The following is a 13722-nucleotide window of genomic DNA, read 5'->3' as shown; positions in this document are numbered from 1 at the left end:
CGTCGCTATGGACATCGAGCGCAAGAATCAATGCATTACAACATTTATTGACTCCGAAGCCTTGCGCACATTGTCCGAACGCGACCGCCACACAGCGCGGAAAGTGCGCGCTGCACAGGAAATCCTGCCGCAAGCCACGCAGGGCATCATGTCTCTTTGGGTCGAGGCCGCACCGTCCTGGCGCAAGAATCTCGATCTAGACCGCTTGCGCCTTGAGTCAGACTGAAATAGCCATAATTGCGCCGCAACGGCCTCTGTCTGGGGGGCCGGCCGAATTGACGACCGTGAGTTGGCGGTACGGGTCCAGATCAGTCGGGGATCGAACCATCGAGCTGCGCCAGCCTGGTGTACTCCGATAGCGGCCGCGATGCGCGGAAGTACAAGTCGCGCAGGACGGCCTGCTGACGCGGGCCGACGATAGAGGCCAGGTCAGACAGCTTCACCGTCCCCAACGCCGGCATCCCGATGCCAAGGTCGATCAGGCCCCAGGCCGTATCGCCATCGGCCGGGTCTAGCGCAGCCAGCAACCAGGTGGCATGCGCATCCGGCGTGAAAAACCGCACTACAGGCAGCGGGTCGATGCCCTGACCGGCAGCGCGCGCCTCGCCGTTGGCGAGCAGCTGCGCGCGCTCATCATCAGTGGTGAGCGGACGGGCCACGGTCAAGAACCACACGAATCCGAGGATGCACGGACACAAGTTTCCGCCAAAGCGCAGAAACGGGATGCCAGATGCGCGCATTCGTACGCAAGCACGGATCCGAAAACCATCGGATTCGCGCAAGCACAGAAGCGCGGAAGCGGAATTGCGGTAGCCAAGAAAGGCACGGATGCGGTCCCCCTAATCTGTCGGAATCCGCAAATGCGGATATCCGCAAAAACCCGAAAGCAGCTCGATCAACTTAAAATGAACACTATAGATTGTAGCACTATAGTGCGCAATAGGCTGACATCATGGTTTTCTAGGGGAACCATTGGTGACGGCGAAACACTCATTGGCGACAGCAATACGCATAATCAGGAAAGCGCGCGGCTTGAGCCAGGAAGCGTTCTCTGACGTGTCGAGCCGCACCTATATGAGTTCGTTGGAGCGCAACCTGAAAAGCCCAACCATGCACAAGCTGACCGAACTGTGCGAGGTCATGCAAGTGCATCCGCTCACGCTGCTGACGCTGGCCTTTGCCGGCGACAGCACGAACAAGGCCGACCAGCTTCTGGCGCAGGTGCGCCAGGAACTGGAGGCGATCTTGAAAGAGCGCGACGCGCCGTAGGCGTGCGCGCGATGCTGCGGCTAGCAGCAACTGCTGCCCCGCCGCAATGGGCGGGGCGTTTGGGGCGGCCGTCAGGCCGTCGGCTTGCTGCGCGACCAGATCAGGTTGTGCATGCCATCTTCCTCCTCGATCAGCCGGGCGTAGATCGTCGCCGGGAATGAAGGATCATCGAGGGTCACGGACAGGTAGGGCCGCTCGGATTGGCTGACTTTCTTCCACGCCGCGCCGATGTCGTAGCCGCCGGCCGCCTGGATGCGGAAGTCGGGGGCGTTCTCGCTGGTCTTGTCGTTGGGGATGAATTTGACCTTGACGTTGAGCGTCAGGGTGCGAACCGTGCCGGTGAAGCCGTCGTTCTGCGCGGTGAAGTTGCCGATGTTAGCCATGATGCGTTCTCCTTTCGGGTTACCCAAGGTCGCGCCCATCGCGTCCTTGTTGTGATCCGATCAGCGGGGGCCGGTCTGGCTGCACCGCTTTGCGGCCGAGACGCAGTGGAGGACCTGGAGGCGCGAACAATTTGCTGCGCGAGGAAGCCGCGCAGCGGCGGGGAAATTGTTTGCGCCGGAAGGTTGCGGCCATGAAGGCCGAGGCGTAGCCGCGCCCCTGCCAGGATGCACAACGGCTAAAGGACGCATGGGCCGACCTCTCCGAAAGGAGCCGTGGCCGACTCGGCATCCCCACATGACAGCTGCACCGGATTGCGCCCCAACGCGGGTCAGGACCACTCCCGCAACGACAAGCGAGAATGCCCCCTGCCCAAGCTTGCGGCGACGTCTTTGAGGCATCGGCGCGAAAGGTCCATAGAAGCCGAGCGGCGTATCCGCGAACCGCCCTTCACGACGTGGTGGGCGACGATTTGCCAGCATCGAGAACGGTACGCATTCGCACAACCTGTAGCAGCAAGCCAGGGCGTAGCCTCACGCGCCCGGCCCATTGCGGCGGGGCGCCATCGAAACCTTGCCCGCCTCAGCGGGGCACTGATCGTCGTACCGCGCGCAAGGACTTGCGCGCAGCCACGTCGCCGCCTGGCCGAAGGCGGCGACGTGGCGTTTTTTGCTGTGGACGTTGAGACCGGGCGCGGCAGATCTGCCGCGCCCGGTTTTGAGCGGATGCCCCGGCGCAACGCGCCTGGGCCATGCTGCTACGTCACGCGGCCAGCGCGTTGGCTGTCACTTCGTCGGCGGCATCGTCCGGCGCATCCCCCGCAACTGCTGCTGCCTGCGCACTCTCCTTCGGCTCCGTGTCGAGCCCGTTCTTGAACAGTGCAGGCATCCAGCCGGTGCCTTCGGCCAGCCGTTCGGCCTCGCTGGCAATATCGCCCTTCTTGAGCTTCGCCAGCCGGGCAGTGTGCGACGGCGCGAACTGCCCAACGGCTTCCAAAATCACAGCCTTGGAGACGTGGCGGAAATAGCCGCCTGCAGTCGGCTTCCACCATGCGGCCATGTCCAGCCCTACCGCCTGCGCCAGTTCCACGCCAGGTTGACGCTGCATCGCGCGGGGCGTCACCACATCCACCGTGGCCGCGACGCACACGGCCAGCAGCCGCACCAACTCGCCCTGCTCCATTGCCAGCAGCGCGGCGAACAGTTCGGCGCTACCCTGCGGGAGCCTTTCGCCCCATGCCTGCTGCAATTCGCGCAGCGCCACGGCGGCGGGCGACGCCGCCCAGTCCGGGGCCGAACCTTCCAGCCGGTCTTGCACGTTCAGGCGCACGCCGAGCGGCAGGCGGTCGCCATGGACGTCAGTCTGCACAACCGTCTGCACCATGCCATGCACCAGTGCAGCCAGGGCCACTTGCGGATGCCGAGCCACTTCGATTTGCAGCGCAGCGGTACGGTGCGCGCTCAACCGCTGCGCCAGCCGGTCAGACAGGCTGGCGGCTACCTTCACCGGCCCAGCGGTCTCGCCCTCCGCGTTATTTGCGCCCTCGCCTCCGGGAACACCCCGCCGCAGTCGCTCTAGCGTGCGTAGCGCCTTGGCCTCGGCCTCGCGCAACAGTCCGCGATGAATCACCGCCTCGCCGCGGCGGTCGACAGTGACAATTGCACCGGCAACAGCACGCACGTCCGGGGCGTAGCCCTGCAAGGCATCCTCGACAGCTTGCCGTTCACCGGCCACCTGCCCGCGTCGCTGTTCCAGCGCCTCGATCTTGTGCTCGTCCACGGCGTCGTAGGCTTCCTCCAGTTCGGCGTCGATCTTGTCGAGACGGGACTGCAGCGAAGCGACGCGGCGGGCCTCGCGCGCGGTCGGTTCGCGACGCTGGCGCGGGGCGTCCTGGAACGCCTGCCGCTCCGCGTAGCTCAGGTGCGGCACGGCTTCCACCCACACCCAACCCTCAGTGCGGACACCTTCGGCCAGCGTGTCGAGCTTGCCACGCACCAGCGCTTCCAGCAGCGCCGCATCGGTCAGGTATTTGCCGCTATCGTCGTCGGCGAACAGGTCGCAGCGGATGCCGCCACCCGCCGCCGTGTAGGCGTCCAGCCCGACGAAATGCACCAGCGGTTGCGTGGCGTCGATCTCGCGTTCGGTCAGGCGCTCGCGCAGCGCGGATGCGCCCCGCTGCCATTCCGGCGCGCCGTAGAACGCAGCTTCCTGCGCGGCGTGATCGTCGGTGATGGTCAGGGCCATCAACTGTTCCAGCGTGACGCCACCGGTACGGTAGTCGGCCACCAAGCGCGGCGACACGTTCGCCAGCTTTAAGCGGCGCTGCACCACCAGCGGGGACACGCCGAAATCGGCGGCAATGTCCTCGATGGGGCGTCCTTCCTTGACCAGGGCTGCAAACGCCTCGAACTGGTCGGCGGGATGCATGGCCTCGCGCAGCAGATTCTCGGCCAGGCTCACGGTGCGGGCTGAAGCGTCGGGCACCAGCAGGCACGGCACCTCGTGCCCTGCGGCGAAGTGTTTTCTCGTCGCCAGCAGCTTCAACGCCGTGAGACGACGATCACCGGCCACCACTTCATAATGCTCGCCATCGGCGGCACGGATGACAACAAGGTTTTGCAGCAAGCCAATGCGAGAAATGCTGGCGGCCAGTTCGGGGATGGACATGCGCGCAGTCGTGCGCGCGTTGCGCTTGGAACGGCGCGCCAGCAACTGCGAGAGCGGAACCAGGATCAGGTTCTTGGTCGGGTCGGCCACTTCCAGCGTAGTGGTCATGGCGCGATTCTCGGCTTTGGTAACGGCGTTCATAATGGTATCTCCATGCGTGACAGGAACAGCAGCGGGAGGAATGAAGGGGCCGGGATGGTGAAAGCCCCTCCGGCGCGAGGTTCAGGCTTTCAACTGGCGCATGCCCTCGGCCAGCAGCCACAGGGCGCGATTCAGGCGGATGCCATTGTCGATACCCTGCACGGCGCGGGTGGTCTGGCGGTGGCCGTTCGCGGTGCGAGCGGACAGACCGCCTTTGATGAGGTTTTCCTGCGTGCGGTTGAACACGCTCCATAGGTCGGCGCGGCGGTCGTCCGTGCGACGCGGCATCAGGACTTGCGATTCCGTAATCGGCGCGGGCTTTTCCGGGTCGGCGTATTTGAGGGCCAGCGCGGCGCGGGCGAACACCGTCGATTCCCCGGCGTCCAGCGTGATAGCCTGCATGGCTTCGCGGGATTCCTGCACCCGGTCGAATCCGCGCAGGACCTCGTACGCCCCTTCGATGACCTGCCCGGCCACGTCGCCCTTGTGGGGCACCCGCACGTCGGCCACGGTTTCGCCGCAAACAAGGCCGTTCTGGCATACGAAACGGAACATGCCGGCCAGCATCTGGTAGCTGCTCGTGCCATCGTGCGAGTTCAGCAGAATGATTTCATTGGCCGCGCTACCGTTGATCTGGCTGGCGTGACGCAGCCGGATCATGTGCTTGGTGTACTCGCGGCGGTCGTCTTGCCGCACGCGTGTCTGGCACACCATAAAGGGCTGGAAACCTTCGCCGCGCAGCTCGTCCAATACCGTGACGGTGGGGATATAGCGGTACCGCTGCGAACGACTGCCGTGCGGGGCTTCCGCGAAGATGGATGGGACTACGCTGCGGATTTGCTCGTCGGACAAGGGATATTCCGAGCGCAGCACCGGGGAACGCGAAGCGAAGCGGGATGCGAGTTGCATGGTCTTTCTCCTGACAAGGGTTAGCTGTCGAAAACCACCGGATTCCTAGATTCGGAGCCCGCCTTTCGGCTTTTCCGGTGGGGTCGGCGCGGAGACCTGGGCCGGCCTCGTTGCCACCGTCTTTCCTGAGTTCATCGCCCGCGACGGCCAGGAGCGCGCGGACGGGTGCCGTCAAGGAGAAAAGCGCCGGGTGGGTGCGGCCCGCAGGCGTAGCCGAGGACACGGCCCGGCGCGCCTTGACGGCGCACGGCCGCGGGCTACAGTCGCGGACAAGGTGATGAGCGAAGGAAGACGGCTGGACAGGCAACCGGCCGCAGTTGGCGCAGACCCCACGCAAGCGAAGCGCGCAGGCCCGGATCGAAGAACCGGGCCGTAGGCGTCAGCGATGGAAGCCCGGATGGGGCGAGACTCGCGCAGCAAGGCTCGATGCGCAGCACGACAGCGCGACCGGCCCATTTTCTTGGCCGGTGACGCCCATCAACGGGCTCGCGCTACCCTATCGGCATGCAAGAGAAGAACAAGACCGGGGCCGACAATCCCTTAGAAGCTGTTGCGAAATTAATCCATCCAGGGCTTTAGCCTGCTCCAGCAAATCAGTGAACAGGCCAGGGACAGGAAGGCTTCGTGGACATGAGCATATCGTTCGTATCGAATCTTCAGGCGTCTGAACGAGTGGAGCCAGGCAACCGAGCGCTCCACGACCCAACGTGTCTTGCCAAGACCACTGCCGTGAGGCGAACCAATTTTGGCCAGCACGGGCGTGATGCCGCGCTTGCGCAAGCGCTGTCGGTGTGGCTCAGAGCTGTATCCCCGGTCGCCTTGGACGATTTTCGGCTTGCGCAGAGGGCGTCCGCGCATTCCGCGAATGGGAGGAATCGCCTCGACCAGCGCATCGAGTTGCGTGATGTCGTTGCAGTTCGCGCCGCTCAGGATGACCGCGAGCGGGATGCCTTGCGCGTCGACGATGAGGTGATGCTTGCTGCCGAGCTTGCGCCGGTCCGTTGGGTTCGGGCCGGTTTTTTTCCCGCCAGCATGGCGCGAACCGAGGAGCTGTCGACAATGGCGCGCGCCATGTCGAGTTGGCCGCGACGGCGCAATTCGGACAATAGTGTCTCGTGGATGCGTTGCCAGAGGCCAGCCTCCTGCCATGCAACCAGTCGCCGCCAGCATGCGGTTCCCGAGCCACAGCCCATCTCTTGCGGCAGTAGGTTCCAGGCGATGCCAGAGCGCAGAACGAACACGATGCCAGTCAGCACCGCTCGGTCCGGCGTCGGCTTGCGACCTGCATATCGGCGGCTGCGCGGCGCTCGCGCCGGCAGCAGAGGTTCGATGAGTGACCACAGTTCGTCGTCTATCAGTTCTCCGGGCATCGCTTCCTGTCAGGCAAAACAAGACAGGAAGTTAACACCGGCGCGAAAAAGTTAACAGACCCTATGGGTAATTTTGCAACAGCTTCTTAAGGACTTCCTTGCAAGTAACGTGAGGGACGCTGCAGGCCACTCACAGCACTAGACCGTGCTGGTTCACAGAAGCACCATCTCCCACGAGCGTGCCTCGGGCCATCCCGCGACACCTCACGCATGAGCGGTACAACACGACTCGATTGATCCAACGTATTGACCAAAAACAATCAATGCAGTATATAAATGGCTACGTATTCATTTTATGGTCAGCGAAGACCGAATGGAAGCGTCAATTATTGTGCGGCGCACCAAACCAGTGAGGGTCCGGTCATGGTTTGCAGGGGGAAACTACGGGCGATCAGCCAAAAAGTACTGCTCGATGCCTGCCGGCTCTCCCCAGTGGAGCGATCTGGTTCGTGAAGCGAAAGCCGCTTCTATTCGGCTTCGGTCCTGCCACCTTCCGCTGCACGCCGTATCACTGTCGAAAGGTCGGCGCCCGCAAGTCTCTGCGCGGCAGTTCGGCTATCGCCGGTCCAGAAGTCCCGTTCAGCAGTGAGAATCCGCTCCTCCGTATTGCGCATGTGAAGGAAGGCCGCCTGGCGGGCGCGTTGCGGATCCTGGGTTTCGATCGCGGCACAGATCTCCGCATGCTCGTTGCGGACATGCGCAGCAAGATCACTTCGCCTTGCTTCATTGCCGCGCGTGAGACGAATTGCATCTCTCAACGCCCGCGTCAGCATGCCGAGTAGCTCGGTGTAATGGGGATTGCCAGTGGCACGGGACACCGCAAGATGGAACGCCAGGTCTTCTTCGACGCCGTCGCCGCCCGCGCGCACTGCAGAGTCGATCTCGCGCAAGGTGTTCCGGATGTCGTCCATTTGGCTTTCGCTACGGCGCTCCGCAGCAAGTGCGGCCATTTCCGCTTCAATCCCACGGCGCAGTTCCAGGATTCGCACGACACCCAAGGCTGGGTCAGAACCGCCACGTCCAAGGCGGAATACCTCTGCGGTCGCAGGGTTGAGCACAACCGTACCGCTCCCCTGCCGGCTTTCTACCAGCCCCTCGGACTTGAGGCGGGAAATGGCTTCGCGAATTACGGTGCGGCTCACGCCGTATTGCTCGGTCATGAACTTTTCCGTCGGCAGGCGAGCATTTACAGGGTACATGCCGCGACGGATCTGCCCAGCGAGGTGTTCGGTGACGCGATCGGCCAATGTAGGCTCAAAACCGCTTTTCCCCACCGGCTGCTGCTCTGCTTCTCCCAGATTTTCTGTCGTGCTCTGCAAGGTAATGCTCCATATGTCGTTGGCTTGGCTGCGCGTCGGAGCCGCGGCATCGCCAGTCAACATCATAGCACCACGAACAAATTTGCTTGACATACTAATCATATGAATTTGTAATACAAATCATAAGAACACAACGACTTCGTGCGACGCTGTCGCAAACCAACGAGGAGACTGCATCAATGACGGCCCAGGATCACAATCAGTCGCTTGAAAATGCTTACGTATGCAGACGCATGCCTGCGGAGATCGAAGCCGCGCTGAAAGAGCGCTTCGTCGTAAAGCTGAACGAAAGCGATGAACTGACGGATTCCCCCACGATCATCGAGCGCGCGAAAGGCGCGAGCGTTCTGCTCGTGACCGCGACGGAACGCATCGACGGCAATGTGTTGCGCGCTCTGGCGCCAACGCTCAAAACGGTGGCCACGCTTTCGGTGGGTTACGACCACATCGACCTGGCCACGGCTCGGGAACTCGGCATCGAGGTTATGCATACGCCTGACGTCCTAAGCGATGCATGCGCCGAAGTCGCGCTGATGCTCCTCCTCAATGCCGCGCGGCGGGGTTATGAAGCGGATCGCATGGTCCGCAGCGGCCAATGGCCCGGTTGGGCGCCCACTCAACTGCTGGGCAAGGGCCTGGTCGGCAAGCGGCTCGGCATATTCGGCATGGGGCGCATCGGCCGAGCCATCGCGACGCGTGCCCGCGCGTTCGGCATGCAAATCCACTACCACAACCGATCCCAACTCGGGCCAGAGGACGCCGAGGGCGCCATCTACCACGCCACCCTCGATAGCCTGTGCCGACACAGCGAGATGCTGCTGGTCGCGGCACCGGGTTCACCACAACTCAAAGGGGCGCTCGATCAAACGCACATCCGCGCGCTGCCACCTGGCGCTGTCGTCGCCAATATTTCCCGCGGCGACATCGTCGACGACGATGCGCTGATCGAAGCGCTGAACAACGGCCATGTCTTTGCTGCTGGCCTCGATGTCTTCGCCAACGAGCCGAACGTCGATCCGCGTTACCGCGCGCTCGACAACGTCTTTCTCAGTCCGCATATCGGCAGCGCGACAGAGGAAACGCGCAACGCCATGGGATGGCTTCTGATCGACGGGATCGCGGCACTACGCCGCGGCGAGCGACCTGCCAACCTGCTTTCCTGATTCTCCCTTTCAAGTCAAAACGACCGGAGTTCCTTTTCATGCAGATCCAGAATGCTTCTCTCTTCCGCCAACAGTGCCACGTGAACGGCCAATGGGTAGACGCTGCTGACGGCGAAGTGGTGCCCGTCACAAATCCTGCAACAGGGCAACCGCTCGGTACTGTGCCCCGCATGACGGCCATCGACGTCCAGACAGCCATCGCCGCCGCGGACCGCGCCCTTCCGGCATGGCGCGCAACCAGCTCGCGCGAACGCAGCCGCCTGCTGCGTCGATGGTTCGATCTCTGCATGGCCAACCAAGAGGACCTGGCAACGATCCTGACGCTTGAGCAAGGCAAACCGCTTAAAGAATCCCGTGGCGAGATTGCCTACGGGTCTGGCTTTATTGAATGGTTCTCGGAGGAAGCTCGTCGAATCTATGGCGACGTGATTCCTGCGCCGTCATCGGACCGACGCATCATCGTCATCAAGCAGCCCGTCGGCGTCGTCGCCGCCATCACCCCATGGAATTTCCCCAATGCGATGATCACGCGCAAGGCTGGCGCCGCTTTGGCTGCAGGCTGCACGATCGTGATCAAGCCAGCCTCTGCCACGCCCTTCTCTGCGCTGGCGCTCGCCGCCCTGGCCAAGGAAGCAGGCATCCCTGATGGGGTACTGAATGTGGTCACCGGTTCCGCCTCCGTTGTGGGGGGTGAGCTCACATCGAGCCCCGTCGTGCGCAAGCTGTCGTTCACGGGTTCCACCGATGTTGGCAAGACTCTCCTTGAGCAATGCGCCGGTACGGTGAAGAAAGTTTCTATGGAACTGGGCGGAAACGCACCATTCCTCATCTTCGACGACGCGGACCTCGACGCTGCCGTCGCTGGCGTCATGGCCTCGAAGTTTCGTAATGCCGGGCAGACCTGCGTCTGCGCGAACCGGATCTTCGTCCAGGACGGCGTCTACGACGCGTTCGCCGAGAAGCTCAGGATCGCAGTGGAAGCTCAAGTCGTTGGCGATGGCATGGCGCCCGGTGTAGATCTCGGACCGCTGATCGACGACGCGGCGATCGAGAAGGTTCGTGAACATATCGACGACGCGGTCTCTCTGGGTGCTCAAGTGTTCACGGGCGGCAAGGGCCACGCCCTCGGCGGCCGCTTCTTCAAGCCGACGATCCTCACGGACGTTTCTCCGAAGGCGAAGCTCATGAACGAGGAGACTTTCGGTCCGGTGGCTCCCCTCATCCGCTTCAAGACCGAGGAAGAAGGCATCGCAATGGCAAATGACACGCCCTTCGGACTGGCTGCCTATTTCTACACCACCAACTACGCCCGCTCCTGGCGCGTGGCAGAAGCGCTCGAATGCGGCATCGTGGGCCTGAACGAGGGCCTGATCTCCACCGAGGTGGCACCGTTCGGCGGCGTGAAGGAATCGGGTGTCGGCCGAGAGGGATCCAAATACGGCATCGAAGACTACATCGAGGTCAAGTACATCTGCGCTGGCGGCCTGGCATTGCGCTAAGCCACAAGCCAACAACAGGAGACAGAAACATGAAAACTGTGGGCATGATTGGCATTGGCATGATGGGCCATGGCATCGCGACGAATGTTGCAAAGCATGGCTATCCCTTGGTGGTCCTCGAACATCCCGGTAACCAGCCACTCGACGCGCTGCTGAAGGCGGGAGCAAAAACGGTACCGGCTATCTCGCAACTCGCCGGCCAAGCGGACATCGTCATTCTCTGCGTCACCGGCACCCCCGAGGTCGAGGATGTGCTTTTCAGCGCCCAAGGCCTCCTCAGCGCCTTGCGGCCCGGTACTGTAGTCATCGATTGTTCGACGGCGATCCCCTCCTCGACCGAGCGCATCGCTGCCGCCGTGCAGAAGGCCGGTGGCAGGTTCATCGACGCGCCAATGACGCGTACGCCCAAAGAAGCCGCCGAGGGGCGACTGAACCTGATCGTCGGCGGCGACGAGTCGCTCTACCGAGAATGCCTGCCACTGCTGCAGAGCTTCGCCGAGAACATCACGTTCGCCGGGCCGGTCGGCTCCGGACACCGACTCAAGCTGCTGCACAACTTCGTGTCTCTAGGTTTCTCCGCGGTCCTGGCAGAGGCAGCCGCCTGTGCGGCACGCGCTGATGTCAGCCCAGAGGTCCTTGTAGACGTGCTGGCCAAGGGCGGCGGTGCCGGTGTCATCCTGGAACGCCTGCGTCCCTTCATCGAGCGGGGCGACAGCTCCGGGTTCCGCTTCACCATCTCCAACGCGCTGAAGGACATGACCTACTACGACACGATGGCGAGTGAAGTGGGCGCCAGTCACGCGACCGCGTCAGCGATCCGCGATACCTATGCCGGCGCCTATGGCCAACGGTCCAACGGCACCGTGCCGGAGCTTGTCGCGCTGCTGGCCGAACCGGCATCCGTTCGCTGACTGTCCACGGGAACCGCCACCATGATCACAAACCAGCAGTACAAGATTGCCGTCATTCCTGGCGATGGCATTGGCAACGAAGTGGTCCCCGAGGGCATTCGGGTTTTGGAAGCCGCCAGCGCAAAGTTCGGCTTCAAGCTCGCCTTCACGACCTATGACTGGAGTTGCGCCCGCTACCACGCCCAAGGAAGCATGATGCCGCCCGACGGCATCGAGCGACTACGTGACTCTGACGCCATCTTTCTCGGAGCAGTCGGCTTCCCCGGAGTGCCGGACCACGTATCACTGTGGAATCTGCTCATCCCGATCCGTCGCGAATTCGACCAGTACGTGAATCTGCGACCGGTCAGGCTTCTGCCCGGTGTTCCCTGCCCGCTCGCCAACAAGGAGCCGGGCGACATCGACTTCTGGATCGTGCGCGAGAACACCGAAGGCGAATACTCTCAAGTTGGTGGACGCATGTTCGCCGGCACGGAACATGAATTCGTCACGCAGGAGGCCATCTTCACTCGTCGAGGGACCGATCGAATCATGCGCTATGCGTTTGATCTTGCGAGGAAGCTCGGGCGGAATCACGTTACATCGGCAACAAAGTCCAACGGCATCTTCCACTCCATGCCCTTCTGGGACGAGCGATTTTCCGCAGTGGGTGCGGACTACCCCGACATCCGCACCGACCAGTACCACATCGATATCCTGGCAGCGCGGTTCGCGATGTCCCCAGAGCGCTTCGACGTGGTGGTTGGATCGAACCTGTTCGGCGACATCCTCTCCGATCTCGGCCCGGGTATCACGGGGACGATTGCAGTGGCGCCGAGCGCAAACATCAACCCTGAGGGGAAATTTCCGTCGATGTTTGAACCGGTGCACGGCTCTGCCCCGGACATTGCCGGACAAGGCATTGCGAATCCTATCGGTCAGATCTGGTCGGGCGCAATGATGCTGGAACACCTCGGACAGCCTGAGGCAGCAGCCGCGATCATGAAGGCCATCGAAGCTGTCCTTACGCATCCGGCTCGCGTACATACGCCAGACCTGGGTGGAAGGGCCAGTACACAGGAAATGGGCGCCGAGATCGCGAGGGCGGTGCTCGTATGACACAAGCCTCCAGGGTAGCCAGTCGCCCGCTTGTACTTCTGACTGATCCCATCGCCCCCGAGGCGCACGCTCGACTGGCGGCTGACGCTGACGTCGAGTTACTGCCTCCAGGACTGATCGGCGAGGCAAGTGATCAAGCCCTTCGAGATCGCATTGCGCAGGTTGACGGTCTGATCGTCCGGCGACAGCTCCCTGGCGACCTGTTCGAGCGCGAGCATCGTCTTCGTGCCGTCGTTCGCCATGGCGTTGGCGTGGACTTCATTCCGGTAGACCGCGCAACGGCTCACGGCATTCCAGTCGCCAATACGCCGGACACGAACTCGAACGCCGTTGCTGAATATGCGGTCTCTGCCATGCTCGCAATGACCAGAAAGCTGGCAGATTTCGACGATGCAGTGCGTAACGGGGACTGGAATCGCCGCATGATCGCAGGAGAGCAATCCAGGGAGCTTCGCGGCTCCACACTGGGGATTATTGGCTTCGGTGCCATCGGCCGCCGCGTCGCGGAGATCGCAGGCGCGGGCTTCGGCATGAAGCTGCTTGCCCACACGTCGACACCATCGAAGCTCCCGCCACACGTCGACCCGGCGGAACTCACCGAGTTGTTCGCGCGCAGCGATTACATCGTAATCGCGTGCCCTCTTATCCCTGCAACAAGAGGCATGGTGAACAAGACGCTTTTTGCTCATGCGCGTCCGACAACTGTACTCGTCAACGTGGCACGGGGGCCGATCATCCAGCAGGCGGATCTGATCGATGCTTTGAGCAGCGGCACCATAGGCGGTGCCGTACTCGATGTATTTGAACAGCATCCGCTCCCAGACGACAGCCCGCTTCGAGCTCTGCAGAACGTCCTTTTGACACCGCATATCGCAGGTCTGACCCAAGACGCCTCCATGGCCATGGGCCTGGCCGCCGTCGAGACGATGCTCGCCCTGCTGCGGGGCGAACGAGCACACAACATCGTCAACCCCGAATTCAACGCCGTCAACTAG

General features: G+C 62.6%; 13 protein-coding genes. 7 read left to right on the top strand and 6 right to left on the bottom strand.

The features are described 5' to 3' along the window. Nucleotides 1-7 precede the first annotated feature (7 nt). Nucleotides 8-226 (top strand): hypothetical protein, encoded by a 219-nt coding sequence (locus tag ACW4E8_RS16880; protein ID WP_456805542.1) that lies wholly within the window; start codon nt 8-10, stop codon nt 224-226. A gap of 82 nt (nt 227-308) precedes the next feature. Here the strand turns inward: ACW4E8_RS16880 and ACW4E8_RS16875 are convergent, their stop codons facing one another. Then, nucleotides 309-659, bottom strand: a complete 351-nt coding sequence (locus ACW4E8_RS16875; RefSeq protein WP_456805541.1) for a DUF2958 domain-containing protein — start codon at nt 657-659, stop codon at nt 309-311. 316 nt (nt 660-975) lie between these two features. Here ACW4E8_RS16875 and ACW4E8_RS16870 point away from each other — a divergent pair, with 316 nt between their 5' ends. Next, nucleotides 976-1269, top strand: coding sequence for a helix-turn-helix domain-containing protein (locus tag ACW4E8_RS16870; RefSeq protein WP_456805540.1), 294 nt, complete (start codon nt 976-978; stop codon nt 1267-1269). A gap of 71 nt (nt 1270-1340) precedes the next feature. On the opposite strand, the gene ACW4E8_RS16865 is transcribed toward ACW4E8_RS16870, so the two are convergent. The 5 genes from ACW4E8_RS16865 to ACW4E8_RS16845 form a co-directional block, all read right to left on the bottom strand. Then, on the bottom strand, nt 1341-1652 hold the full coding sequence (locus ACW4E8_RS16865) for a DUF736 domain-containing protein (protein WP_456805539.1): 312 nt from the start codon (nt 1650-1652) through the stop codon (nt 1341-1343). Between the two features lie 760 nt (nt 1653-2412). Then, nucleotides 2413-4458, bottom strand: a complete 2046-nt coding sequence (locus ACW4E8_RS16860; RefSeq protein ID WP_456805538.1) for a ParB N-terminal domain-containing protein — start codon at nt 4456-4458, stop codon at nt 2413-2415. A gap of 81 nt (nt 4459-4539) precedes the next feature. Next, the gene (locus ACW4E8_RS16855; protein ID WP_456805537.1) at nt 4540-5367 is read right to left on the bottom strand and encodes a DUF932 domain-containing protein; all 828 of its coding nucleotides are present in this window, start codon (nt 5365-5367) and stop codon (nt 4540-4542) included. Nucleotides 5368-5925: 558 nt separating this feature from the next. After that, nucleotides 5926-6737, bottom strand: a protein-coding gene (locus tag ACW4E8_RS16850) for an IS5 family transposase (RefSeq protein ID WP_456805536.1) whose coding sequence is annotated in 2 segments (ribosomal slippage) — nt 5926-6398 and nt 6398-6737 — 813 coding nt in all. Because the reading frame shifts where the segments join, the coding sequence is not laid out codon by codon here. 467 nt (nt 6738-7204) lie between these two features. Next, the gene (locus tag ACW4E8_RS16845) at nt 7205-7984 is read right to left on the bottom strand and encodes a FadR/GntR family transcriptional regulator (RefSeq protein WP_456805663.1); all 780 of its coding nucleotides are present in this window, start codon (nt 7982-7984) and stop codon (nt 7205-7207) included. Nucleotides 7985-8235: 251 nt separating this feature from the next. Here ACW4E8_RS16845 and ACW4E8_RS16840 point away from each other — a divergent pair, with 251 nt between their 5' ends. From ACW4E8_RS16840 to ACW4E8_RS16820, 5 genes are read left to right on the top strand one after another with little or no spacing between them, the layout of a single operon-like run. After that, a complete protein-coding gene (locus ACW4E8_RS16840; protein ID WP_456805535.1) occupies nt 8236-9219 on the top strand; it encodes a 2-hydroxyacid dehydrogenase in 984 nt (327 codons plus the stop codon). Between the two features lie 38 nt (nt 9220-9257). Further along, a complete protein-coding gene (locus ACW4E8_RS16835) occupies nt 9258-10718 on the top strand; it encodes an NAD-dependent succinate-semialdehyde dehydrogenase (protein WP_456805534.1) in 1461 nt (486 codons plus the stop codon). Between the two features lie 29 nt (nt 10719-10747). After that, the gene (locus ACW4E8_RS16830) at nt 10748-11629 is read left to right on the top strand and encodes an NAD(P)-dependent oxidoreductase (protein ID WP_456805533.1); all 882 of its coding nucleotides are present in this window, start codon (nt 10748-10750) and stop codon (nt 11627-11629) included. A gap of 21 nt (nt 11630-11650) precedes the next feature. Continuing rightward, on the top strand, nt 11651-12727 hold the full coding sequence (locus tag ACW4E8_RS16825) for a tartrate dehydrogenase (protein WP_456805532.1): 1077 nt from the start codon (nt 11651-11653) through the stop codon (nt 12725-12727). Beyond that, nucleotides 12724-13722, top strand: coding sequence for a hydroxyacid dehydrogenase (locus ACW4E8_RS16820; RefSeq protein WP_456805531.1), 999 nt, complete (start codon nt 12724-12726; stop codon nt 13720-13722). The genes ACW4E8_RS16825 and ACW4E8_RS16820 overlap by 4 nt, the downstream gene beginning before the upstream one ends.

The organism is Cupriavidus sp. CP313, assembly GCF_054072015.1.
This window is presented reverse-complemented; position numbering and strand designations above follow the sequence as displayed.

What these genes read in the sequence shown, in the direction of transcription:
- ACW4E8_RS16830 (WP_456805533.1), top strand. Translation starts at nt 10,748, where the DNA reads ATGAAAACTGTGGGCATGATTGGCATTGGCATGATGGGCCATGGCATC.
- ACW4E8_RS16820 (WP_456805531.1), top strand. Translation starts at nt 12,724, where the DNA reads ATGACACAAGCCTCCAGGGTAGCCAGTCGCCCGCTTGTACTTCTGACT.
- ACW4E8_RS16855 (WP_456805537.1), bottom strand. Translation starts at nt 5,367, where the DNA reads ATGCAACTCGCATCCCGCTTCGCTTCGCGTTCCCCGGTGCTGCGCTCG.
- ACW4E8_RS16865 (WP_456805539.1), bottom strand. Translation starts at nt 1,652, where the DNA reads ATGGCTAACATCGGCAACTTCACCGCGCAGAACGACGGCTTCACCGGC.
- ACW4E8_RS16835 (WP_456805534.1), top strand. Translation starts at nt 9,258, where the DNA reads ATGCAGATCCAGAATGCTTCTCTCTTCCGCCAACAGTGCCACGTGAAC.
- ACW4E8_RS16880 (WP_456805542.1), top strand. Translation starts at nt 8, where the DNA reads ATGGACATCGAGCGCAAGAATCAATGCATTACAACATTTATTGACTCC.
- ACW4E8_RS16825 (WP_456805532.1), top strand. Translation starts at nt 11,651, where the DNA reads ATGATCACAAACCAGCAGTACAAGATTGCCGTCATTCCTGGCGATGGC.
- ACW4E8_RS16840 (WP_456805535.1), top strand. Translation starts at nt 8,236, where the DNA reads ATGACGGCCCAGGATCACAATCAGTCGCTTGAAAATGCTTACGTATGC.
- ACW4E8_RS16860 (WP_456805538.1), bottom strand. Translation starts at nt 4,458, where the DNA reads ATGAACGCCGTTACCAAAGCCGAGAATCGCGCCATGACCACTACGCTG.